Raw genomic sequence first — 24,284 nt, 5'->3', positions numbered from 1 at the left:
GATTCACTGATCACGTTCAACCGGAATCCGTGATCACGTTCGCCGAAATACGCAATCAGTTGCTTGCCCCGCAATTTTCCCGACTCATAGGCCTCCTGGAGCGCTGCCTGTATTTCGGCGTCGTTGTCGCCGGCGCCAACAATCATGAGGGCGGCATTCAGTGGAACGAGGCCTTTCTCTACTGCAACCACAAGCCTCTCTTCTCCCTGATGCAGCAGCGTGAGGATGCCGTGAACGTAAGTCGGTGCAAGACCTGTTTTATCGGCAATGACCTTTGGCGCATATCCCTGCTCCTGCAATTGCCGAATGCCGGCAAGCCGTTCGAGTGGGCGACACTGTCTGCGCGCGATGTTCTCAGTCAGACTCATCACGAACGCGTCCTCATCGCTGACGCTCACCACGAGTGCGGGAATAGTCGCTTCCCCGAGCGAGCGGAACGCCTTCAATCGCCCCTCGCCGCACACAAGGAGGTACTTTTCTATGCCGCTGGCCGTTGCTCGCGGCGTGACCACGATGGGTTTCTTGAGACCGATGGTCTTGATGTTGTCGACGATTTCATGGAAAACTCGACCGTTACGTTCTCGCGGATTGATAACTTCAATCTGAGAGACGGGGACCATCCGAATTTCGCCGGGCTGCTGCTGCGAGTTCACGCTACTCTCCTGAGGCGGGCGCGCTCGGCCATGCCATAGAGGTAGTCCAGCGTATCAAAGCGATAGCTCTCAAACTCGATTGGATTCTGGTCGGCGAGGTGAATACGCGGTTGTCCAAAATCCAGACGTGGCAACAGGTAGTAGTCCAGCGCCGAAGCATTCGTCTGGTCGAGCCGCACCGCGACTGTGATATCCGGCAGCAGGCTGGTATCGAAGCGCACTTTCCAATGATTGCGGCCATTGTCATGCGCCTGGCAGCGCGCGAGCACGATGCACGCCGTGAATTCGTCGTTGACCGTCAGGAGGTCGGTTGCCGGGTCGCGTATCACCGTGCCGCCCAAATCCGAGATTTTCCTCTCCGTCTGCGCAATGATTTCCGGATGCAGTTGTCGCAGGAAGCGGTTGGTCTCAATGTATCGATAATCTCGGCCGGGGGTAAAACCGACTGTCTGATAGGCACGAATTAAACTGCCGAATCGGTACACATAGACCGACGTAGAAGGCATGCCATCTGTTTCATCAATCACTACGCCGGACAGAAAACCGCGACTGCGGAACAGGTTGCGCAGTCGCTCGATTAGCTCTTCGTTCGAGTAATGACGCGCTCTTGCCCTCATGATGCCCTGAGCCGTGTAGAACGTTTCGCTTGGCACAATTGCCTGAAATGCCCCCTCCTTTCGAATCCACATGTCCGGTGTGTTGGTCACCCGCATCTTCTTCAGCTTGAACGACACCCGGTTGTAAACGTTGTTGCCGATGTATTTCTCGTTGGTCAATACTTCCCGTACCGTTGCTCGTGTCCACTCCCGGTCAAGGTCAGTCCGTACGTTCATGCCGTTCAGGCGAGCCGCGATTTCGTATTCGTCGAGCGACCCGTCGATAAACCAGTTGTAGATTAGATTGACGGTTCGCACTTCGCTTTCCGGCCCCGGCATGAGGACTACCCGGTCCGTTTGCAGGCTTTTATGCTCGCCGCGGCACAGTTCGGCTTTCATTAAACCGTGTTCATCGACCAATACGCGGCGCAGTCCATAGCCGGCCGGCCCTCCTTGCCGGAACCCCATCTCAATTAATCGGCACTGGCCAGCGAATACTTTCGCGGACAATTCTCGGCTGTACTCGCCAGCCATTGCCCGCTTTACCCCTTTCACGATGGTAGAGACAGGCGACCCGTCGTTCTCAAACTGCTCGGCGCAGTAAGCAACCTGGATGCCAGCACGGCGGCAGATGTACTCGTAATACGCGCTCTCGTCGGCATCCTGGAATCGCCCCCAGCGACTCACGTCATAGACGAGGATTACGCAGAAATCCGCCTTGCCATTGGCGACATCGGAGATGAGATTTTGAAGTGCCTGGCGACCGTCGATTCGAAGACCGCTTTTACCCTCATCGGCATATGTGCGGACGATTTCGAATCCGCGGCGGGTTGCGTAGTCTCGAATTCGGTCGCGCTGATTCTCGGTCGAATACTGCTGGTGTTCGGTCGACATGCGGACGTACTCAGCTGCCCGTCCTGCCAGGGAGCCGGCTACGACTGCTGCACCCGTGTTATTGAATGACATTCTCCGCTCCGCAACTCAGACACAAACACGCGGTAGGCACCGAGCGCAAGGGGAGTCCCAAATGCGAACGCCGCGGCTTCACATCAGGCGGTGGCGTTTGAAAACGAACGGTGACAAGGCAAAGGTAGCAGGCCCGACGCCAATGTGTATCACGTCATCTCTTTGCAATCATATGGGCGGTGCTGTCGGCGCAGACAGCACCGCTATGTGGACGGTCCACACGTCCATTTTTGCGGCGCCGGCATCATCCGCATGACGCAGCACGTAGAAGCCAGAGCCCAGCGGCCGAGGGAGTTCGATGACATCCATCTTTGCAATCGGCTTGAAACTCCGTCGTGCATTGCGTATCCGCTGCATGCTGCTGTTGCGCTCTCGATACGCCGGATGTGCAGCTCGATATTCGCGCCAATAGCTTGAGTGGCCTGCGCGCCATCGCGCTTGGGCCCGGGCCTGGTTGTCGCGATAGTCGCGGTCGATACGGAGCCGGTGGTTCTGCCAGTCGCGTCGACGAGCGCGCTGGCAAGCTTCCGACGAGCAGTAACGCTGATGGGGAACATGCGCCAGCGGCAGGAACGCGCTGCCACAGGCGAGACAGAGGCGCGGCGATTTCATGAGTGCCCTCCAGGTCGGGTTGCGACGGGCGGACGCCGACGCCTCGACCAGTCACCGAAAGCACTGGCTCGAGACGGAATCCGGCGGGGAACGTTCCGGCGCCAACGCGGACCAATTCGCTGATGGTTGCGGTGTCGGTCCGGCTGACCGGCATGGCGGCCCTTCAGTTTGCTGGACTGCATGTCTACATGAGCGCCGTACCGTACAAGTGATATGCTCGCGGTAATTAGGGAGAAATCCGCCATGATGGAAAAAGTCTTTCGTTTTGCTGAGTCGCACCAAAACGTCGACCGTTTCATCTCCCGGTTGGGTTGGGGCGCGGTGAGCCTTGGCGCCATTGCAGCCGTCGTCCTGGTGATAGCTTTCGCCCTGAAGTAAATCCAGTCGGGGACAGAACGGTCCCGCGAGAATCCTCGATGCCTCCTAAGCTTCCGGCCTCAGGAGGCATTTTTCCTTTGCGCGGGCGCAGGCCGAGTGCCGCTAGGTTTGCCACGTCGTCAGGTGGTCCGGCAGGTGGAATGCCACACTCACTGCGGGGAACATGCGGCAGCGGCACGAACGCGTTGCCACAGGCAAGGGGATTTCATGAGTGCCCTCCAGGTCGGGTTGCGACGGGCGGACGCCGACGCCTCGACCAGCCACCGAAAGCACTGGCTCGAGACGGACCAGAGAGCGCCTTACTCGGTAATCGCTTCGTTAAACGGTCATCGCTGTTCGCTTGGCCCGTTAGCAGGCCAAGCTCAGAAACTTGGACATTTCTTGATGGCGGACGTGCATCGAGATGGTTCGCTCACGAGCGCAAATTGCCAAAATTGCTTTATCTGAAGCGCAATTTTTTGCGGCTCTCAATACAAACCTGAGCGACGGCTGCTGATGGGAGAGGGCCCGTCCCGTCGCGTGCTCCCGTACATGTCGGAGATGGCCCTGGACGGTTGTTCTCAATTTATGCGTCCACTTTCTCGCATTATGGGTTCGCCCTCAGCCCCAAACCCTTGTCCCATAAGGCGCGATTTCTCGGGTTATGGGTCTCGCTACAGTCGGTTCTCAAAGATCTTGAAAGATTTCTCACCAGCGTGACCAAATTTCTCAAATTTAGCGGCATGTGGTAGATGCCGGGCTTCAAAAATTGCCAACGCAGGTAGGTGCCCAACGGGCTCGGAGCAGGTGGCTGCTCCGTCAGTACTAACGGGTAGCTAAAGATCAAAACAGTTTGAAATTGTTCGACCAAAACATCGAGGTCAATGCGAACGAAAACACACGTCATACGCTCATGACGATGTCTGTTTTTACGGCCAGTGTTCAAAACATGTTTGGAAAGGCAGCCATCGAAGAAGCACGCATGAACAGCGCGTTGCGTGATGAGATGGCGGATTATTACTGTGATTTCTTCTATTCCCTTCGCGACAACATCAGGGTGAAAATAGAGCACAGAGGAGAGTTGAAGGAAACTACTCCGTTCCAAAATCTCTATGAATCGATTATTGCGCCTGCAATCGATAAAATGGCAGAAGAAACGGACGAAGAAAAGATAAATATTGCACTTAACGCTGCGAGAGAAAAGGCGAAAGCGTTAAATCAAGATATTCAGCGCGAAGAGAAAATTCACAGTAACGCCGTGGTGAAGGCTTTGTCCCGAATCGCGGGGCGAATCCGATACATGAAGAACTGGGAGCGCGTTATCGAGGTAATGCAAACGGATCTAATTGCCGCAAACGGTGGGCGGTATTTCCAAAAATCAAATTTGGCTTTGCAACAATCTGCCGACGGCGCACCTCCGATTGCGATAAAGAAAACTACTGACGATAGTATTAATATACAGGTGCAAGATCAAGTGATCCGGGAGATTGAGCGACATCTTTCGGAGCGATTGTCGCTCGTCTTCGATTACGATGTCCGTTTCCGCTGGCATGGGACTAACATTGATGCACCCGAAGAAAAAATTGGTTTTACGCCCACCCTTACCGTAAGCAGATAACCGGTCGGGTCGCATTTCGCTAGTTTAAGAAATGCAGTTTCAAACTGACTCATAGGGTGCGCACTTTGCCTGCAAGCGCTGTCCAGCATCTCGCGGCGTCGCTTAAATTCTGCGTACAGTGACGACGGCCAATCAGCGAAGTATTTACCCGCTGCCGCGCAATGCTTTTGCATCTCGCCGGCATTATCGTAAGGAAACTCTGACTGGGGTCTCAAAGCCCGTCGTTTAATGGTATGCGCTCCGAGGAGCATTACCAGACGACAGATCACACGGTTTTCGAGAGGTCCGTCAGCAAACAGAGTTTCCGCAGTCTGCCCCTGAAACGTCTGCCAGACTGCCACTGAAACGATATGTTCTTCAGTGGTTGACTCTACGCTTGGCCAATCTTCTATGGCCTCACCACATTCGCATTCGCTGAACTTGGGGCGCCCCCAGCGTAGCGGACTTCCGCAGCGCGGGCATACACTCAACAGGCGCACTTCGTGAAAAGGACAAACCGTGAGTACCGTCAACTCCCATTCACGCCTCCACGTATTGCTCAATCCCCAACAAAGCGAGCAGAAACGCGGGTGATAGTAATTCCACACGCGAGTGCGCTGGCGGGGGCGCATTACGTCTTTGGCGTTGGTCAAAGATCTTCGCCAGGATGCTGCTGCGATACCGTCGATTCCATTGAGTTCACATGCCCTGAAGAAGTAGCCGTCGTCACTCTCATTTTCTGTTCGGCGACATCGGATCGGCAATTGAACAAGGAGTTTTTTATCTATGTCCATACGACCTCCAATGCAAGCGACGCATCAATTTCGCTTCTTCCCTGTCCCGCCATGTCTTTACGTCAATTTAAAGTTGCGCACGAGAACGGTTCGCCATTGCCGTCAAGACGCCTGAATTTAAATTTCCTGTCGAACGGATTTTTGTCTCCCACGCCCCCCGCCCAGATCTCTTCACGGAAAGCAGCCGCCAAGTGGGAAAGCCCAATCGTGCCAATATCTTCGCTGCTGGCTTGTCGGAGCGCGCCAATCAGCAACTCTTTGAGGTAGCCACCGTCTGCCAGATCTCATCGGCACCAGCATCCAGTGGTTGGCCGCTAAAAGACTGAGCTAGCAGCACGTCGTCGCGAACATCCCCCTCTCCAGCGCCTTGGCGCATCGTAACGGTCAGTTCCGCGAAGCATCCGGCAACGCGGGTTCGCAGGCTCTCGATATTGGCCGGCTTCAAGAAATTGACGATATCGACGTAGGGCCGGCCTGCGCCAATCGGCGGTAGCTGCTTGGGGTCACCCACCAGAACCAGCCTGTCTATACTTTCCACCGCATCCAAAAGTGCCGCGAGCTGCTCCTCAGTGAGCATGGAGCATTCATCGATGATGATTGTGGCATGCACGGCCGAGCGGTCGGCGTCCTCATTTACGAAGTACCGCCCGGTCTTACCGTTGTACCGGTTCAATCCATTCAAGAACTGGGCGACTGTCTTTCCCTGGCCGGCCATGCCGCTCGCTTGCTCCAGTCTCACGCGCGCTTTGCCGGTGGGCGCAAGCAATAGGATTCCCTTGTTCTTCACGCTCTCAATACTGCATAACGCCTTCAGCAAGGTGCTCTTTCCCGTGCCAGCGGCTCCCATGAGCACTGACACTCCAGACTTGTAGAGCACTTCCAAGGCTGCCGACTTTTCCTTGCGCGCGGCCAAGTCGCGCTTGCTCGGCTTCGACTTAGCGGCGCCTTTGTCCATCGTTGAATCGATTGCTGCATCCACGAGTGCAGCCCAGTTGTGTTCTCCGGCGTTGGCCTTGCGGGATCTGCGCTTGCTGATCTTGACCCTGATCAAGGTTGAGGTCTCGACATAGCGATCCAACTGAAACGCCTGATGGCCGTCCTTGACCTGGATGCTCTCAATCTTAGGCGCCAGACCGTCTTCCATAATCGAGAGCGTGTCCATGTCCAACGGACAGTCAGGCTGCAGCGCACGGTCGCGAATCCGCTGAACCATCCATGTGGCCATCAGATAGGTATGCCCCTCGGTTCGAGCTGCCTCTTCCAGCGTCAGAAGCATTGCCGCGCGTACCATCAAAGACAAACTCCATCGATCAATCTGGAAAAATCTCTTCGGTCAATTTCACCGGCTGGCCGTTGACGGAAAACTTATACTGAATGACGTTCTTATTCTGCACCGATTGAGTGGAAAAAGAGACTGCTCCATCGTTAGTGGAAAATTTCTTGTCGACTTCTTCGCCGGCGATTTTTCCCGAGGCGATAGCTGCGGAATACGGCGACAGAGCAGGAGGCATGCTCAAATCTTTTACCAGCTTGCGCATCCTCGGATTCTGCGCAGACTGATCGATGAGGTTCGCTTCGTAGATATATTTCCAACCGGTGATCTTCTTCAGGTGATCTGCGACGTCGTCATCCCATTGATATTTTTTCAGCAACTCAGCGAGCGTGATGGACGAGTTCTTGCTGACTTTCACGCAACAGAGAACGCCGTTCTTTGTTCCAGCATCCACAAGTCCGCTGAACACCGTATCGTCAGCAATTTTTTGATCGACGAAAACAATATTGTGGCGCGCCGCATTGGCTCCACCATTAGCATCGGCAACAGGAAGTTGCTCCCACACGCCAACGATCGGGGCTTGTTGGGCATTCGCAAAATTGCAAATCAAAGCGACAAAAACTGCTACTGCGATCCTTCGCATAATTTTCCCTATTAATGACCCGTGTCAGACCAATGCATGTTTTGGTGGGGATAATAAGTCACCCCATAGCCATCGCCAACTTGCTTCAGGTCGGCAAAAGACCTGACTTCGACGTCATGGCCCGCGGCATCCTTGACCCGCTTGCCCAGGTTCCGAGTGATATTCAGATGGACTGCCGCGCCATAGTTATGGGGAGGCGCTGCATTGGCGGACGGATACGGAGTTGTACTCGATTCACTATTCGCCGCGCGACCGGTGCTGGCCGTCGCCGCAACTTGCGGCGTTGACGCTGGAAGGTTATTTCCGGCAGCGCTGTTCACCGCCGTAGCCATGGCGTGCATGGCTGAGCCAGCAACGGATTTAGCGCCGGTGACCGGTACGCGTCGCTTCGCTGACGATATACGCCACGACTTCAAGCGTTGCCATCTCCGTAACGCCTTTGGTTTGCAAGCTCAAGGTGCACAGACCACTCACCGATAAATGGTCGGTAAAAACCGCGCCTCCGTTACCTTCGATTCCATTCCAGGCACCGAACGAGCGCACCCCCGGGTAGTCCTGCTTCTCGGCCTTGGCCATCGCAATTACGGCCGTGGTCGGCCCTGACGCATTGAAAGCACGATTACGGAGTGAAGCCTTTACGCTTGTCGCAGGCGGATACCAACCGTCGATCGGCAAATTCGCGCGTTGCAACACGCTTGCGAACTCCCACAGCCAGGCGCATTCGGTTTCGATGGCGGGCAACACCGGCTCCGACAGACGAAATGCCAATTCAAGGTTCAGACTGAATTTCACGGTATCGGCCAATTTCATCCGAGCTAAAGTTCGGTGAATAAGGGCAGCAAGTCTTGGTCGACCAATCGCTCTTCAATTGCGTTGGCGATCTTCACATGTTCCGGATTTGAAGCGGAGAAAGGCTCATCGACAACACTGACGATGAGGGTGCCTATCCGCTGCTTACCATCCATGACCGGAATCAGGTCGCGAGCCTCAGGCACTTGCTGCGTGGTGAAAACTCTCGGCAAATAAAGCATCCAACCGGCGCCGGGTCGTTTTTCGAAGACCTGCTGCTGCGAAAAATACTTGAATGGCCCGACCTGAACGCTCGACGCGGACCAGATGCGCGCCGCTTCCGAAACAACGTCCGCGACCAGTGTTGTCTGCTGAAATCCGACAATTCCTTTCATCTGGAAGGTCACCGAGCACACACTATCAATGCCCTGCGAGTCGGAAAAAGCAGCTCCACCGTCTCCCTCTAAGCCATTCCATACCCCGAGCGACCTGACTCTAGTGCCATTGGATAAAGCGGAATTCTTGGCCATGGCAATCGCCGCGCTGGTCGGTCCATTGGCATCGAAGGCAGCGTTTAGCAGCGACGCTTTTTCCGTATCCGCCGCTGGATACCATTTGTCCACGGGTAAGCCGGCTCGCGTCAGGACGTTCGCAAACTGCCAAAGTCGGTCGTACTCCGACTCGATGGTCGGCAATTGCGGGGCAGCTACGCGATAGGTGACATCAATGTTCAAATGAAAGGCCATGTTCGTCAACGTTCAGTGCTCGTACTCATTAAAGTGGCTTCAATTCTGTGTTGACCAGCGGCGCGGTGGTGCGAAAACTGCGCGTGAAGTACCGATAGCTCAGCGGCTGCATAAAATACCAATGCAACAGCGCCGGTGTATTGGCCGCCGCAACGAGGTTTTGTTCTCTCGCCTGGTTGCGCATTTTTTCAACACCAGAAATCAGGAAGAATCGCTTTGGATTGCCCGTCTCCGGATCAAAAAACTGATCATAATTCGCCTTTGCCTCTTCCAGCTGACAAAGCGACGCACGAAACCCATCGAAGTCGAGCCCGCTGAAACTCCATTCCGTATTCGGCGCGAAGCCTGTCACCTGCGCCTGATACGTGCGCGAGGTGTCTGACATATTCCAGTTACGCGTTACGAGGTTACCCGCATCCGGTGGACACTTCTTGCACGCTTCGTCTGTCTTCGGCATGGTTCGCGCGACCGGTTGGGTCTTGCTTTTGTCTTGCGCCTGATCGCCGGATAGCGACAGGATTCCCGCCGCAGCGGTCCCGCCTAGCAAAGCGGGGAATGCTTCGGCAAGCAATGCGCCCGCTCCTTCGACGAGCGGAATTGCCAATACAGCCATCACCGCTTCTCCCTTTCCCGATCAATCAACTTCCGCCGCGTCACCGCCAGCAGATCCTCGAACCGCTCCTCGACCGGTCGTCCCGGCTTCGCGAGCCAGGCCGCGATCCCCGGCTTGCGATAAAACTCTGGCACATCCGCTTCGATATAAAGAAACTCCACCAGCTCCTTGTCCTGCTGAAACCCCATGCGCTTAGCGTCCCCATACGCCCGCACCAGGCGGTCGAGTAAGGTCGGATCGTTGGCGTAACGCGGGGCGTCGCGCACGATATCGTCACGAATCGTCGCGACAAAATTGCGTTCGTCGCTCGCGCACAAAGCGGCCCATTGTTCTGCGGTCAGTTCAAGCATGGTGAGAGACGTGAAAGCGTTTGCCATCCGCGAGGCCGTGCCACTCGTCCACATCGCCGAAATAAGCGCGACGTCTTTCGGTGTCGAGCGCATTGAAGAGCGGCACGAAAACACGCGGATCCCAGAACCGGAGCAACGCAATCTTGCCATTCGGCAGTTTGCTGTTGAGTTTGCGTTGCAGTGTCCGCACGAGCGACTCGATATCCTGCGTGCTGAACAACCACATCACACCAGGCCGCGCTCTTTCCAGTTCATTGAGTGAAGCCACCACGTCGGCATCGGGTTGCGCGATGTCGACAAGCCATGGTCCAGCGGATGCCAATGGCTCATCTTCTGTCCCGGCGAAAAGCGTGTGCACAGTGCCCCAGCGGCGCCGCAAGCTGCGGCCGAAATGCTGTTCGTACTGCAGGCCATCGACCAGCGCATACGCACGCAGCCCCGGCGCATCCGCACGCAAACGCTCCAGCCGTTCAGCGAGAGTCGTTGGGATCATGAGCGCACGACAGTGGAAGCGCCCGTTTCTGCGGCATGAGCGAGGCACTCGCGACACAAGGTCGGCGCGACTGTGGACTCCGCCGCCGCGGCTGTCGTGCCCTCCATCGACGCAGGTACATTGCCGGTGGTCTCGGATTGCGCGGCGATCAACACCGCACCGCACGAGGTCTTGTCGCCATGAAAAGCGAGCGGCACACCTTCCACGGTCATCGCCGGATTCTGCGATGTCACAATCGGAAACGTGCCGTCGCATTTCGGACAATGGACGAGGTCACCGAGCCGGGCGGCGCGCCGTCCGCTGTCGCCGACGCCGATGGTCGCCGAAGCGGAAACGATCTTGCCGCCGTGCGACGTGCTATCGCCTTCACATGCGATCGAAGTCATAAGTCACCTGCCATCAATCTCGAATGTCGAATCACGTTCAAAGCTAGGTCCGTTTGCTGTGGCGCCCACCGCTGAAGTCGACGGTGCTGACAAAGAACATACCAACGGCGAAGAACGGCAAGCCGATGACAGAGAGGATGGCAGGCAGTCCCCAGTGCTCCCAGAAGCTGTCGATCATCGCGCGATCGGGCGTATTCGCATCGTAGAGAACACTGACCTCATCACCGCTGCCGAGATCGTTATGCGATGACGACGACCCCTGCGCAAAGGTGACTTCTTTCCCCGTCGTGGTTTTGAACGCGACAATCGCCGAGTACATGTGCGAGCGCGGCTGATAAGGCCGCTCGGCTTCCTGGATTTCGACGACTTTGCCAGTCGTGCGCGTATAGCTTCCAATGATCTGCCGTTCGCGCATCGCCGAAACGGCAGCGCCCAGCAGAAATCCCGCGCCGATGACAATCGGAATCAGGCAGATCAGTAGATTCTGCCGGCCGCGTTTGCGCCTCGCCTGCGAGTACGGCGAAGGCGCGACATGTTTAACCTTGCCGCGCTCGATTACGAACATCACCGCGCCAATCGCAGAAAACACCACGCTGAGCAACATCACTACGCCGACAGGAAACCAGCGCTGCCCAAAGTCGTCGATGATCGCCGAGCGTGCGGGGTTCGCAGGGTCGTAGAACACGCGCAACGTTTGGCCGATATCGTAGGCCGGCTGCGTCGACGACGTCTGGCCCGTGATCTGTTCGCGCTCGCCGCGTGCGGTCGTGAAGACGATCACGGGTTGATACGAACGCCAACTCCGGCCGCCCTGGTCGTAACTCACCACGGTTCCTTCGGCGACCGTCATGCGATGCGTGGCGATCAGCGAAGACACGAGCCAGCACAGCGAAAAAAGCAGCGCGCCGAGACTGAGCGTCAGGATGACGACCGTGCTTCGGCTGTGCGGAGACGGGGCGGCGGCTGAATTCATCGTGAGTGGACGGTTGGAGCGTGCGTGCGCATCTCACTGACCTGTTGGCGAAGACTGGTTGAGCACGCATCGAAACCCGAGATCGGCCTTCGCGGTATCGGGCGCGAAACCCGTGCGGTCGATGACGAGTCGCGTGCGGCTATCGGTTGCATACCGGACGCTGCGCAGGCTGCCTCGCTCCGGACCTCGCGGATCGTGCGGCGCCGTCTGGCTATAGTAGTTCTTGTCGAACCAGTCATAAGTCCATTCCTTGCCGCGACCGAACACGTCCGACATGCCCAGCCGATTGTCGCCATACGTGCCTACCGGCCGGCTAACCAGCGGCTCCGGGCTGGTGCCGTTCTCTTCCATTTTGTCGATGATGTTGTCGAGCTGTTCGAGGTTGTATTTGCCGTCGACAACCGGCACCGCGGCGCTGGGAATCACCCACAACTCGCCGCGCGAACGTGCTGCAAATTCCCACTGCGCCTCAGTCGGCAAATCGACCGGCAGACTCACGAGCTTACCGACCCATGCGCAGAAATCGCGCGACTGTTGCCACGTGATATGCGCCACGGGGTAGTCGGGAAAACGGAACTCCAGGTCTTCGTGTTTGCTGATCGCGATCGGCGGCAAGCCATTGGCGCGTGTATAAAGGTCATAGTCGGCGTAAGTCACGCGATGCTTGAAAATCGAGTAACTGTCGAGCGTCACGTTGTGTGCGGGCGCGGCGCCGTCGTTGGCGGAGTAGGGCAGTCTGTCCTGCGACTTTTCCGGACCGAAATCGCCCATCAGGAACTGGCCGCCTTTGACGAAGACCAGTTCGCGATGCACCTTGTCCTTGAATCTGGCGAGTTCGTCATTAGAAGGCGGCGGCAACGACTTGAAGTAATCCTGCAAGATGCGGATGGTGTCGTCGTACGGCTTACCGGTTCCCCAGTTCAGCACAGTGCTGAGATGTTCCCACGTGTCCTTCTTCGGTGACGGTGTCGTAATCTCGCGGATCAATCGATCTTTGTCAGCGGGTGCGTTCACGTCGACTTTCTGTGCAAAAACGCTGCCCGACAACAGCAACGATATTCCAGCAACCAATAGCGCCCGTGATTTCTCTTGAGCCAGACGAGACCGATAACCCATGCAGCACCACTCCTATATTTTCTATTGAACCGATGTCGCCGCTCAAGCCATCTGGGAGCCGTCGCCCGCAGTCGTTTTTGGATCCATCCAGGCGAGCGCGGTTCCTTGCTGCATCTGGTACGCGGCCGAATCGTTGAAGACAAAGCCGAAACCCGGCGCCGGGTCGACACGCATACGGCTTTCCACCATCGCCAGCTGGCTCGTGCCGACGAACTGTCCGATCTCATTGCGCGCAACTTGCGCATTGCCCTTAACCGCAATTTCCGACGAGGTGAACTGGTAGACGTTCTCCAGTTCGTTCCTTATCTGGGCGGCTGCAAGAATACGGCTGATCGCATCGGTCGCTTCCAGCCGCCATTCGTCGAATCGGTCGGCGATGGACTTTAACGCATAAACGATATAGCCCTTCACCTCCGCAAGACTGTTCAGCAGTGAGTCATGCGCGTTCCTGATTGCATTGAGAAATGCCCGAGGCTGGGTACGGATAAAGTCGGTCAGCTCGGTTCTCATTTCGTCGAATTGTTTGCCGACGTAGGCGCCGATCTCCTTACCCTTGGCAATCGCCAACGTGTACATCGCCACGAACGTCCTGAAGGCATCCTTGGCGAAGTACTGAAGGTTTTTGTCGCCAGCATAGGCAATCTGGGTTTTGGCCCACCAGGCGAACTCGGCCATGTTGACGACGTCGACCGCGGCTTCCACTTCGCCCTTCAAGCCAACACCGACGCATAAGCCCGCCCTCATCAGAATGCGAAACTTGTCGTCATAGGTAATGTGGAACGCGGCCTGCGCGCCGGCGCCGGCCTGGCCGCTCACACCCGGCTTGACGGACGCGAACGAGGTCCATTTGACCTTTTCCTGCGGGCGCCGCCATTCGAATGCTCCCTCCACGGAGGCCTCCGCCTCGACGCCGGCAAAGGCCTTCAGATCACCGCCCGCGTCAGCCTTGACTTCGACCTTTGTGACATCGAGTTTGGGCTGCTGCATTTGCGCCGCGTTGCGAGTAGCACGCGTACCTTTGACCTTCTGCGTCTTACCGTCGCGGCCGAGTTTGAATTCGACCCCGCCTTCCGCGAGGAGGCTCGCACCGCAAGAAGCTTCCGCCTTTGCCGCGAGCGAGATCCTGAAGAAGCCCAGCGTGGTGTCGGGCGTGCTCTTCCACGAGATCGCGCCGCTCTGGCTCTCGGTCGGTGCCGGAATCCATAGTTCAAGCCCGGATTTCCACGGCAGATAAAGCGTGGCTTTGATGTTTCCGTCAGCCAGCACTCCGCCGACTTCACCCTTCGCTTTCGCCGATGCAGCGACTTCGCCGCGCAGGTGCAACAGGTCGTCGAACGACTTGATGGTGCTTTCCGCTTTGGCGCTCGCGCCAGCGCCGGCGAACAGCCGCAGGATCTGAGTGCCACCGGAGAACTCGCACATTGCGTTGGGATCGTCCGGTGATTTGAATTTGGCGGCCTTGTTGAACGCCTCTGCAAACTCAGGTGCCCACTCGCGACCCCAAGGCGGTGTCTTCCATTCGTGGAGCTTCGCTTTCTTGAACGCTTCGTCGAGCTTCTCCTGGATCTTCTCGTGATCCAGCTTATAGTTGCCCGTCGTCGAGTCCTTGACGAGAAAGGATTTGAGTTGGGGCTTGTCGGAGTCCAGCTTGTAGCGTCGAAAATGGTTCTTCACTTTCGACGACCGCACGTATGTAAAGCGCTGACCGCTGTACTTATCTTTGCCGGCCGCCGTCTTGCGCAAGGGCAAAAGCTCCCACACACCATCCTTGTTGAAGGCGGGCGTCTCCTCGAGTTGCTCGTGAACTTCCGCGGTGGCGGCTTCTTCTTTCTTGATCGCTTCTTTCAGGTTCGCTTCGAGTTGCGGACGCAACGCCACATTTGCCTGTTGCTCCAGCCAAGCAGCGTGCGCGACGCCCAGTGCTTGCCGCGCCTCGATCAGGTTCTCGGATAGCCGACTCATCAGCGCAATCTCTTTCGCCACGGCATCGACGGATTCGACCGGGCATTCGAAAAGCTCGGCTGTATCCGGATAAAAAAAGAGGAGCGGCCGCTGCGTACCCTTGGCGTCGGCGGTGCTGCCTTCCTGCGCGTTCGATTGGCTTGTCCCAACTGCGTTCTGACTATTCATGATTTGATCTCGACTCACCCGTCATGTTGTTGTCGATCCTAGGCCTGATCGTCCTCATGGAACATCTTCAACTCCTGTTCCTGAGTACCGGTGAAGACCCGCACGGTTTTGCCCTCGGCGTCGGTAATGCCGCGAGCCAGCACCTGACCATCGCCGCTTTCGATGCGGTAAGGCGCGAGCGGCATCACGTTGCCGGTGGTCTCGTCCTTCAGGATGAATTGCTGGTCGTTGACCACACTCTTGGGCAATGCTGCGGGTTGCCCGTCGTAGCGCGTCGGGCCGGTGAACGAATGTTCGGAGCCTTTGATATCCACCTGGCTCGGCGCGTGAACCTGAATGTTTCCGCCGCTGATGCGGATATAGGCGCCGCCCGACGTGAGCAGAATTTCTTTTTCCGCGCTCAACTGGATGGCATCGGTGGAGGATGAAATCTTGATGCCTTTGCTCGCAAGCACGTCGATGCCGTCTGTCTGCGCCTGAATCTCGAGCTTGCCGCGCGCGGCGATCAGTTTCATGCCGAGCTTATATGCGAACAGGCTGATCTTACCGACCGCATTTGCGACGAGGCTCTTGCCGATCGCAACGTTGATATCGGTGTTCGCGGATATCGTCGCGTTCTCGCCCGCGTGAATATGGACGCTTTCCGGCGTGGTGATCCCTACGCCTTTGGGGGAAGCGAGCAACAGCACGGGATCGCTGAAGCCGTTGGCTTGGCCAGTGCCGCCCGACGTCTCCTGTCCCTGCGCGGAGGAAGCCGACAAGGCAGGCGAAGCGCTTCCGCCGTAGCTGGATTGGGTGGAATTTGTGAACGTCTTCAGCGAGTCGATCGCTTGCATATCGGCTGCACCGTGTTGTTGCGCAGTGTCCGCAGTTGCGCTCAACAACTGCTGACCTGCGGTCAACTGACCGCGCGCCTCGGTGGCGTCGAGTTGCTCACCGCTCGCAGCCGGACGGCCAAACGTGCTGATGTAGAGCCCTTTCTGGGAGCGGATCGCGCCGTAGGCGTCGGTGGCAAGTTCGAACCCCGTGCCGCGGAATGCGCCACGCGTGTTGTCGGTTTGCGAGACCAGATAGCCGAGATTCAACTGTGCTGCGGTTTGCGTGCTGTAAAGCTGCGCGCGATTCTGACCGGTGGAATCGTCGAGCACTAGCTGGTTATACCCCGAGCCTTTATGTTCCTTTGACTTATAGCCGGACAGCTGGCCCTGCGTGTGCCACTGCGGCGAGCTTGCAGAGTTATAGACGCGGCCTGTAATCAGCGGCCGGTCAGGATCACCGTCAATGTACGTGATGATGACTTCCTGACCGATGCGCGGCACGAAGACGCCGCCCCAGTTGCTGCCCGCATTCGGGTATGACACGCGCACCCAGCAGGATGCCTTTTCGTCGCCGCTATTGATCCGGTCCCAGTGCATGCGGACCTTCACGCGATTCAACGAGTCCGTAAAGACTTCTTCACCCGAGGGACCGACGACCGTTGCGGTCTGCGTCGGCATGACGGGTTTGTGATGGTCCAACGGACTGCGAAACGGAATGCTGCGCCGCTGAGCCTCAATGGTCGCCATGAAAAAGCCGGTGCTGCCGTCGCCGCTCGGAATCAGCGCGGACGGCTGCACTGGGCCGAAATTGGTGCGTGTCGTGTTGACCCTAGTCTGGAGGCTATGCGGAAAATCGGCACCGCTACGTGATACCGGCAGATTGTTCTCGATCACCCAATCCACTGCTAGCACGGCGAATTGCCGCTCTTGCTCGTTGCCGCCTGAATGATCCGGATGATCGACAAGTTCAAACCACTGCCCTGCATCGATCTGCCGCACTGCGCCTACGCCATAGAAACGCTTTGCGCGCGACTCCCACTCCTCCATGCGGATCTTCGAAAGAGCGTCGCCACGGTCCTGCTCGCGATACGTGTACGCACCGGAATATTCGTAGACTTCCGCTTGCGAAGGCAACGACCCCTGATTGCCGACCGTCGGGATATTGGTGCCTTTCGCATATTGCGGCGATTTATAGTCGAATGTACTCGTGACAAGCGACGTGCTTTGCAGCGTCCGGCTACCGGACCATTGAACGAGCGCGTCGGTTTCGCTGTTAGTGCCCGCCCGATAGAACGCCACGCTTTGCGGTGACGCGGATTTGAACGAATCCAGATTGTCCGTCACCACCAACTTGTGCGATTGTCCGTCGTCGGCCTGTTCAAAATAGCTGTACCAGCCTTCAGCTTCCATCAAACGATTGACGAAATTCCAGTCGTCTTCGTACTGAACGCAGAATGACCGCGGCTGAAGCGGCTTATTCAGCGCAAAGCGAAATGCGCCCTGGGCTTGAGGATGCTGATTGAATACGTCAGTAATGATTTCATCAACCGTGACGTCCTGCCAGATGCGCGCATCACGTCTGAAGCGCAGAAAATGCAACCAGCATGCAAATGCGACTTGATAGCTGGTCAGTCCGCCATCCGAGCCGAGTCGGCGAGCGGTGTGAACGAAGCCGTGCACTGGCCGATACGATTTGTCGGTTTGCTGCATCCATAGCGTAACGGGCTGTGCGATAAGCCGTTTAAGTTCGATGTTTTCGTCTGTAGACGCGACGTCGACGGTGAATGCGTAATCGCGGCCTATGCGGCTGTTTCCCACCACTCGCTGAACGAGCAATGCATTCGCACCGATTGGTGTATCCAGTTTGAGCAAACGCTCATTCTGGAATATTCCCGAACGAATTTGTTCGATTAGGTCAGCTGCGCCCATTTTTTGCACCCCGTCTTGTCACGTATTGGTTCTCGCCCGCAGATTCTAAGTCTGATGATAGCGGATGGTAAACATTCCCTTTGAATGTAGCTATCCGTTCCTGTTAAAGACGGCGGCGACCGGAAATACATTCCGATCAAATTGTTAAATTCTGGAAATCGGAAATATTTTCTTGAGTACGTGCGCGTTACTGTAAACGTCTCCCAATTAGCAAGATGAGATTCGTGACAATGAGTTTGCCCTCGTAAAACGAATCCCTTGCTGAAAAAGTAAACTCAAGCAAGGAGCAGGCGATGACCGGCAAGGCAAAGCGGACACAGTACACACTCGAATTCAAGCTAAAAGCGGTACGGCGGGTCAAAGAAAAGCATGGCGGCAGAGTGGTGAGGCATTTGTTGAAATAACTTCGGCAGGACTTATCGTCCATTTTGGAAGCGACCACGAATGACCGAAAGTGGCCGAACTCAGTCGCCCTCGGCTCGTGGCTCCACTGGTTCCCGTTCTTTTAGCGAAAGAAGGACAGATAGTTCGGCCGAGGAAAGACGCTACACTTTCTTTTCGAGTTTTCAACATCCGCATGGCGCTTGTGCCCATTAAGCCGATCCGGCGCTTAAGCATCTCGCCACCCGCCGATCGATCGAGCTAACCTGATGAGGCAAGATATTTAATCGCCGCAAAAGCATAAGCGATCGGCGGGAGGCGTCGCAGCAGCGCTCGTTACCATCCCGGATTCAGAAGCGGGAGTTTAAAACGGCCTTTTCAGTCAGACGCGAATGCAAAATATCCAGACACTTTTCTTGTTCGTGTCGACGCATTTCATAGAATGACAGTGCGGCTCGACGCGGACTGGTACGCGCTTCATTCGGGCGGTTATACCGGATCACCAGCAGAAAGCGCCCCCGGTTTACAAAAGCGATGTTCTCGTAAGAAATCGTGGTGCGACCCACCTTGCATCGATCGATATAGAAAACCGCGCGTGTCGTGAAATTCATGCTTACCAGAGCAGCCAGAGGTGCGAGGAAGACCATAAAAACATCGCCAAAACTCATGAATGGGTTCGATTGCGCAAAGATGATGTAAGACCCGGCAATAATGAGAAAAATGATACCGACAGCCGGCATTGCAAAGCGGCTGCCACGCACGATCAGTTCTGGCTCGATAGTCTGGGGTAGGCTGTTCATATAAGGAATAAGAAAGTTGAACTCGTGGAAGACACCAGGCCCGGCACTTCCCTGCACTTCCACGACCTGGATAATGCAGCGATATTTTTATTCGGACAAACACGAATAGGCTGGAAGAGTATTCTGCACGACAGTTCGGGCTTTGTCCGCAATAAAACTTGATATTGATTCATCGCGCATAAATTCAACAAACTCGACCCACTGCTGTCATTCGATGATTAGCTACGAACGTCTCTAATTCAGCCTAGAGTCGCCATTCGCGGGAGCGTGACTGAACCTTATCCTCAACGGCCGATGTAGAGCGTCGCTTGCCACCACTCTACCCACGCGCTCAGCCGAATGGGTTGGCTCAGTGTAGGCGACCACCGTACTTTTTCATGCAGGTTCGTCGACTACCACGTCCGGCGCGTCAATGCCTGCGGCCCGCGCGCCGCAGGCATCCGCTTGTCTGCGCGGATGGCTGTGTCAGTAATCGCAGGATGGCCGGATGGTGCGGATCGCTCCTGCCAGAATCAATCGTGTGCGAGTACGATGCAAAGCTTTCAATAGAGCGAACGTTCGTCGGAACTCCACTGTTATTTGTCCGACTGTTGCTTTAAAAATGACCTTAACTCAAAAACGAATAGTCACGACAGAAGAGGTAGTAACTTACGCCGGTTAAAACCTGAGAAGGCGTGGTATCGGCTTATGCCATCCCAAAAAGACAAGGAATAATATGAAAACGTTCCGCCTGGTACATTTTCTGGGGTGTTTTTCGTTATTGGTTAGCGTATCTGTTTTTGGTGAACCGATAGAGCTGAGAGCCAATCTTCTACCAGAATGCCCTTCTGTGGTACCTCCGCCAGAGCACCGGGATCTGGTTCCGATCATAGCGGCGGCGCTTATTGGACAGTTGGTTTCGATAGGTGTTTCTTACGTAAAAACGGTCGTGAATCCAAATGTTTCTTCTGATCAAGTTACCGTCAATTTGGACGGATGGTACGAATACAAGAAGCAGATGCCAAACGGGAAGCCGGGGCTACAAGTTTCTGATAAGAAAGGGTGCCTGGTGGTGATTAGAGGTGATTTTTCGAAGAATCCTGCTACTCCGGATATCCCAACGGGCGTGTTTCGAGGCAACTACTCGGAAGCTCAACTCAAGAGGGCTCAGGACGCTTTGGTCGCTGCAGATCTCAATTTCGACGGCGCTCCGTCGCTCTATTTTGAAGCGCGCCGCGTAATCTCATCAGACAAAACGGCTGTCACATGGAAGCCATTCGCATTCTATGTTGGTAGTTTTTTTAATAATAGTTTTTTTGCCGGCTCAAGCCGCGGGTTAGAAATTGACGTTAGTTTCTCAACTGCCGGCGCTTCTCAAGTTTTTGGAAAGCTTGAATATCCCTACGCATCAGTGAAAAAACCTTTTATTAGCTTGCCGCCTATCGACAAGACAACGCGTATTTCGACGCCCGATGGACAATGGATTGCGAGCCCAGCAACAGACAAAATCGTCCTCACCCCCCCTCTAGATGACAATACGCCAATATTGCCGGTAAACATGACGGTGCAAGTGACAGAAACACCGAAACCGTATAAATTGGCAACTGCATTTGCGGCAGCAATAAATGCCGCGTCCGGATCGATAACGACTGCCGCAACGCAGGACCTAGTACCGTCTGCACGCCAGGCTGCCAATCAGACGAATGAGGCTGCTACCGCGACAGCTTTATCTAGCTACGCAACGGCCTACGACGCCAAAACCAAGGATTGTGCCGCAAACGCGAGTTCCGTTGATTGCAGCATCGACAAGGACAAGCTGACCGTCGCCACAAATGCCGCTCGCTCCGCCTGCGCCATCGCCTTTTTGAGTACTTGCGACACGTTGAAATAGCTTCGACGATGGCCATCGGAATATCGACTGTCTCACTCAGTGCTAAAAATGGAAGTAGTTTGCCGACGAATCGTTGGTTGTCGTCGCTTCACTATAAATGTCGACCCGCCGCTCATTAAAAGACGTTCGCCAAACGACCGGGAAGAGCCGTTTATGGCCGAACACCGACCAAGCTTCTACAAGATCAGAAAGCGACCGCTACCCGAAGCGGTGCGACATGCGCGCCGGATGAGTGTGGGTTGTGTGTTTTAAGGGGTATTGGACCCGCCGCTGGCCGCTCTGATGTTTGCTGCGTGCGGTCAGGGCACTATGCCATCTGAATAGGACAGGACGCTTACCATGAAAGCTGGAATCCCCCGTTGCCTGGCAGGAGTTCTCGCGGCAACCGCTTTAGGCGGCTGCATGTGCGACCACGGACCACGACCGTGGTCACCCGAGGGTGAGCCAGCAGGAGCGTCAATCATTTACGACGGCCCTACACCAGCAAGCTATCGCGTCTGCTACTACTCCGCAGAGGACACGCCCCTGGTCCTGACGAACGAGAGCGCTACCCAATTCACCGTCAGGTCGGGAGCGAATTCCGAAGGTGGATGCATTGATCTTCGAGCGAGCAAGCTCGCAATCGCGAGCAGCGGGCACGGACGAATCACCTATCGGTTGCTCGACGGCGTTCATCAATGATAGGGGGCAAGAATGGCAGATCAGACAAGCACTCCTGGTGCGCCGCCGGCCGACAATCCGCGCCTCGATGCATCGCGGAAAATGTATTCTGCCAACAGGGAGAGGCTCAAGACGCTGATTCCGGCCGCCCAGAAAGTAGCGGCACCGCCCGTAGCGCCACCACCGCATGCCCGAGGCGAGTTTCGTATCCAGCTCGTGGAGCCGCTATTCAGGCAGGCGGTGGCCTACATCGGTTCGGTTCTCGATCTCGAGCCTCTCTACCGTCAGCTTCGGGCCACACAGACGAACATAGCGCTCGACATTGAGGAGCTTAAAAAACTGCAGGACATCAACGATGCCGAGGTCGACGCGGGGTTGTTCAATCTGTCAGCCTGGTCGGCGCAAGCTTCACTGGTGTCCGATCAGACAGCGCAGACCCAGCAGAACAACTTCTCACAATGGGTCCAAAGCCAAGCGCCGCAGCAGATCATGAATGCCGTACGGTCCGCAGAGAATAACCTGAAGCCTTTCTCTAAATGGACTGTTGCCAATGTGGCTGATCACACGCCCGCGTTCTATCCGGACGCCAAGTGGCAACTTAGCAGCGATGAGAGCAAGATCGCCGGAAAATCTGCGGAGACGTGGGCGTCCACGGTCGGCGGCGTACTGGGCTACCGCGCTGCTGGATATGGCTTTCAATATGCCAAGTGGCAGATGGATACCCAGATTGCTCCCATCGCTGCGCGTCTCGCCTATGTAACAAAGTTTGCTGGGTACATGTCCAACGATCCAAGTTTCAGAGAGCAACGGCGTAACGTCGCGCACAATAAATTGACCGAGCGTTTGGCCGCCATCGCTACGAAGGACGGTCCGCTTAACTATGGCGACCAGCTATCTGCGATCCTCGGGCGAGCGCAGAGTGCCCTAAACGAGGCGAACGCGCGACTTGCCGCCGTTGTTAAGGGGATGAGGTGGGTATATGGATACGACGCTGGCGCTATCCCGGCGCTGCCGGCCGGAATTACCGAAGCCTTGCCGTCGCGTTACCTTAGCCAACTGGCTGTTTGGACACAGAACCTCGGCGTGACGCTGCAGAAGCTAACCCAGGACGACCAGAGTCTCGTCGTACGAGTGTCGCTGAAAGCGCAACTTGGAGAAGACACATTTATCCGGCAGGCGAAGGCCGGGGAGTGGGACATCACGTTCGAAGCCAAAATGCTTTCGGGATTGAAGTTTGTGCGTCTGCGTGGCCTGGGAGCATGGCTCAAGTTTGAAGGGGATATCCCTCCTCAAATGATCGTCACGGCGCCTAGTGCCGTGACATTGCTATATGGACGGGGGGCGACGAACCAAGGCAACCAGTCGGTCAACGGATGTTGGCTGGGGCGCCCCGAAGTTTGGCCAGGGACCACTGGGCGACAACCAGAGATCGTCGGAACGTCTGTGTTATATAACGCCAGTCCCTTCGGGAGATGGTCCGTGAAGCAGGTGCCTCTGGGAGCCGGCGATGTGACCGACGTCATCGTTGAGTTTTACCTCGTAGTGCAGCAGGACCGATAGCGATGCGTCGGCGAACCCTTCTAAAAAGCATCGCAGGGTCATTTGTAATGTGGGTAGCGTTGCGGAGACCCGCATTTGCCGACGATTGCGACGAAGACCCTGAAGACTGCGGTTGGCCTACTCCACAGCCATCGCAACCCGCGCCGGCTCAGCCTTTGCCGCCCGAGCCTCCGGTGGAACCCCCAGATGAACCGGAACCCTCCCCCCCCGCTGTCATTGGCGGAGGCGACTATGACCCGGGCATCGGAGGAGATCCGTCCGATGTCGTTGGCTACGCAACCGGAGGAAATGGCCCTGCCGGGACGCTTGTTTACAACGCAACGGGGGGCGAGTTTGCCGGTACCGATGGCTTCACCTTTTCAGTATCGGCCTTCGGAGGCGACGGGCTCGCCGGTGCCGGCCTGTCGGACGATGCAGGGGGATTTTCCGCGGGCAACGATGCAGCCTACGGCGGTGGCTCTCGCGCGGTCACCAGCGGAAATGGGTCGCAGCAGCGCCCGCCGGGCAGTGGCAGCACTGGGGATAGTAGCGGTAGCGCCATCTTTGGAACCGGTCAGCCGCAGACGGTACCTCAGGAAGTCCGGGCGGGAGACTATCGTGACGATGCGATCCAATACGACCCTTCAGTGACAACTGCCGCGACCGTGGCTAGTTGGCTTGCGAAGCATGCCCTCAAATTCGCGGTTCCGGAGACAGTCAGCCAGGCTATTAATATCGCATATGGCACCGAGGTAAAGTCGACCACCTTGCCCGGGATTGCGGCAGAGAGCACGGCAAGAACCGCGGTGAGTATCGCAGGATTTGCCGCGGGGAAAGCGGCTCAAGTAGAGTTTGGCGTTCCGGTTGCGGCAGAACTGTTTATGACTGGCTTCATCATCGGAGGACCCGTCGGTGCCGCGGTTGCAGCCGCTGGAGTAGCCGTCTACTACGGGACCGAACCGGTCGCGGACTGGCTGGTCGATAAAGGCGGCGAGACCATCATCGATCTGACGATGGAATTGCCCGAGGCCACCGAGCGGCTTGGCCAAGCGATGGGTAACCTCGAGCAGAACCTCTATGATTTTTACAATCCCGTCTCTGGACCGGGCATGTTCTGAGTTGGAGAGCCGTTTCGCTCCCGGCTGTTGAGCAGGTTGACCTTTTTTGCCGTTGCGGGGGACGCGCGTCGGTGCCGGCGGC

The 24,284-nt window shown here is 56.4% G+C and carries 21 protein-coding genes; 5 read left to right on the top strand and 16 right to left on the bottom strand.

Annotation, left to right across the window (positions count from 1 at the left end):
- From M0D67_RS30165 to M0D67_RS30155, 3 genes are all read right to left on the bottom strand, one after another.
- The coding region (locus tag M0D67_RS30165; protein WP_266240755.1) for a ParB/RepB/Spo0J family partition protein at window positions 1-653 on the bottom strand (653 nt) is incomplete at its 3' end.
- A complete protein-coding gene (locus tag M0D67_RS30160; RefSeq protein ID WP_266240754.1) occupies window positions 650-2,215 on the bottom strand; it encodes a recombinase family protein in 1,566 nt (521 codons plus the stop codon). The genes M0D67_RS30160 and M0D67_RS30165, both read right to left, overlap by 4 nt.
- Before the next feature lie 168 nt (window positions 2,216-2,383).
- Complete coding sequence (locus M0D67_RS30155; protein WP_266240753.1) at window positions 2,384-2,827, bottom strand: hypothetical protein; 444 nt, start codon at window positions 2,825-2,827, stop codon at window positions 2,384-2,386.
- A 243-nt stretch (window positions 2,828-3,070) separates the two neighbouring features.
- On the opposite strand from M0D67_RS30155, the gene M0D67_RS30150 reads away from it, so the two are divergent.
- Window positions 3,071-3,205: a hypothetical protein gene (locus M0D67_RS30150; RefSeq protein WP_266211331.1), complete on the top strand. Its 135-nt coding sequence runs from the start codon at window positions 3,071-3,073 to the stop codon at window positions 3,203-3,205.
- A gap of 832 nt (window positions 3,206-4,037) precedes the next feature.
- A complete protein-coding gene (locus M0D67_RS30145) occupies window positions 4,038-4,802 on the top strand; it encodes a hypothetical protein (protein WP_266240752.1) in 765 nt (254 codons plus the stop codon).
- A gap of 1,020 nt (window positions 4,803-5,822) precedes the next feature.
- Here the strand turns inward: M0D67_RS30145 and M0D67_RS30140 are convergent.
- The 13 genes from M0D67_RS30140 to M0D67_RS30080 all read right to left on the bottom strand — a co-directional run bounded on the left by M0D67_RS30140 (window position 5,823) and on the right by M0D67_RS30080 (window position 19,078).
- Entirely contained in the window at window positions 5,823-6,866 is a 1,044-nt protein-coding gene (locus tag M0D67_RS30140; protein WP_266240758.1) for an AAA family ATPase, read from the bottom strand.
- Between the two features lie 19 nt (window positions 6,867-6,885).
- The gene (locus M0D67_RS30135) at window positions 6,886-7,491 is read right to left on the bottom strand and encodes a hypothetical protein (RefSeq protein ID WP_266240751.1); all 606 of its coding nucleotides are present in this window, start codon (window positions 7,489-7,491) and stop codon (window positions 6,886-6,888) included.
- A gap of 360 nt (window positions 7,492-7,851) precedes the next feature.
- Window positions 7,852-8,301: a hypothetical protein gene (locus M0D67_RS30130; protein WP_266240750.1), complete on the bottom strand. Its 450-nt coding sequence runs from the start codon at window positions 8,299-8,301 to the stop codon at window positions 7,852-7,854.
- Window positions 8,302-8,306: 5 nt separating this feature from the next.
- Window positions 8,307-9,026: an immunity 52 family protein gene (locus M0D67_RS30125; RefSeq protein WP_266240757.1), complete on the bottom strand. Its 720-nt coding sequence runs from the start codon at window positions 9,024-9,026 to the stop codon at window positions 8,307-8,309.
- 28 nt (window positions 9,027-9,054) lie between these two features.
- Complete coding sequence (locus M0D67_RS30120) at window positions 9,055-9,639, bottom strand: restriction endonuclease fold toxin 5 domain-containing protein (protein WP_266240749.1); 585 nt, start codon at window positions 9,637-9,639, stop codon at window positions 9,055-9,057.
- On the bottom strand, window positions 9,639-9,989 hold the full coding sequence (locus tag M0D67_RS30115; protein WP_064266928.1) for a hypothetical protein: 351 nt from the start codon (window positions 9,987-9,989) through the stop codon (window positions 9,639-9,641). The genes M0D67_RS30120 and M0D67_RS30115 overlap by 1 nt, the downstream gene beginning before the upstream one ends.
- Window positions 9,982-10,482 carry a DUF4123 domain-containing protein gene (locus tag M0D67_RS30110; protein ID WP_266240748.1) on the bottom strand — a complete coding sequence of 167 codons (501 nt, stop codon included), beginning with the start codon at window positions 10,480-10,482 and terminating at the stop codon, window positions 9,982-9,984. Before M0D67_RS30110 ends, M0D67_RS30115 begins: the two co-directional genes overlap by 8 nt.
- Window positions 10,479-10,868, bottom strand: a complete 390-nt coding sequence (locus M0D67_RS30105; protein WP_266240747.1) for a PAAR domain-containing protein — start codon at window positions 10,866-10,868, stop codon at window positions 10,479-10,481. Before M0D67_RS30105 ends, M0D67_RS30110 begins: the two co-directional genes overlap by 4 nt.
- A gap of 43 nt (window positions 10,869-10,911) precedes the next feature.
- Window positions 10,912-11,841 carry a DUF3592 domain-containing protein gene (locus M0D67_RS30100; RefSeq protein WP_266240746.1) on the bottom strand — a complete coding sequence of 310 codons (930 nt, stop codon included), beginning with the start codon at window positions 11,839-11,841 and terminating at the stop codon, window positions 10,912-10,914.
- Between the two features lie 33 nt (window positions 11,842-11,874).
- On the bottom strand, window positions 11,875-12,957 hold the full coding sequence (locus M0D67_RS30095; protein ID WP_266240745.1) for an SUMF1/EgtB/PvdO family nonheme iron enzyme: 1,083 nt from the start codon (window positions 12,955-12,957) through the stop codon (window positions 11,875-11,877).
- Between the two features lie 42 nt (window positions 12,958-12,999).
- Window positions 13,000-15,087, bottom strand: coding sequence for a hypothetical protein (locus M0D67_RS30090; protein ID WP_266240744.1), 2,088 nt, complete (start codon window positions 15,085-15,087; stop codon window positions 13,000-13,002).
- Between the two features lie 38 nt (window positions 15,088-15,125).
- On the bottom strand, window positions 15,126-17,777 hold the full coding sequence (locus M0D67_RS30085) for a type VI secretion system Vgr family protein (RefSeq protein ID WP_266240743.1): 2,652 nt from the start codon (window positions 17,775-17,777) through the stop codon (window positions 15,126-15,128).
- 788 nt (window positions 17,778-18,565) lie between these two features.
- Complete coding sequence (locus M0D67_RS30080) at window positions 18,566-19,078, bottom strand: hypothetical protein (protein WP_266240742.1); 513 nt, start codon at window positions 19,076-19,078, stop codon at window positions 18,566-18,568.
- Window positions 19,079-19,730: 652 nt separating this feature from the next.
- Between M0D67_RS30080 and M0D67_RS30075 the strand changes: the two genes are divergently transcribed.
- From M0D67_RS30075 to M0D67_RS30065, 3 genes are all read left to right on the top strand, one after another.
- A complete protein-coding gene (locus tag M0D67_RS30075; protein ID WP_266240741.1) occupies window positions 19,731-20,885 on the top strand; it encodes a hypothetical protein in 1,155 nt (384 codons plus the stop codon).
- 693 nt (window positions 20,886-21,578) lie between these two features.
- Window positions 21,579-23,105, top strand: coding sequence for a hypothetical protein (locus tag M0D67_RS30070; protein ID WP_266240740.1), 1,527 nt, complete (start codon window positions 21,579-21,581; stop codon window positions 23,103-23,105).
- Window positions 23,106-23,278: 173 nt separating this feature from the next.
- Entirely contained in the window at window positions 23,279-24,202 is a 924-nt protein-coding gene (locus tag M0D67_RS30065) for a hypothetical protein (RefSeq protein WP_266240739.1), read from the top strand.
- Window positions 24,203-24,284: the final 82 nt, after the last annotated feature.

Origin of the sequence: Paraburkholderia sp. SECH4 (genome assembly GCF_030511745.1) — a bacterium.
In the GTDB taxonomy this organism is placed as follows: domain Bacteria; phylum Pseudomonadota; class Gammaproteobacteria; order Burkholderiales; family Burkholderiaceae; genus Paraburkholderia; species Paraburkholderia madseniana.
Note: the sequence above shows the minus strand (reverse complement) of the source record. Positions and strands in the feature narration are given on the sequence as shown.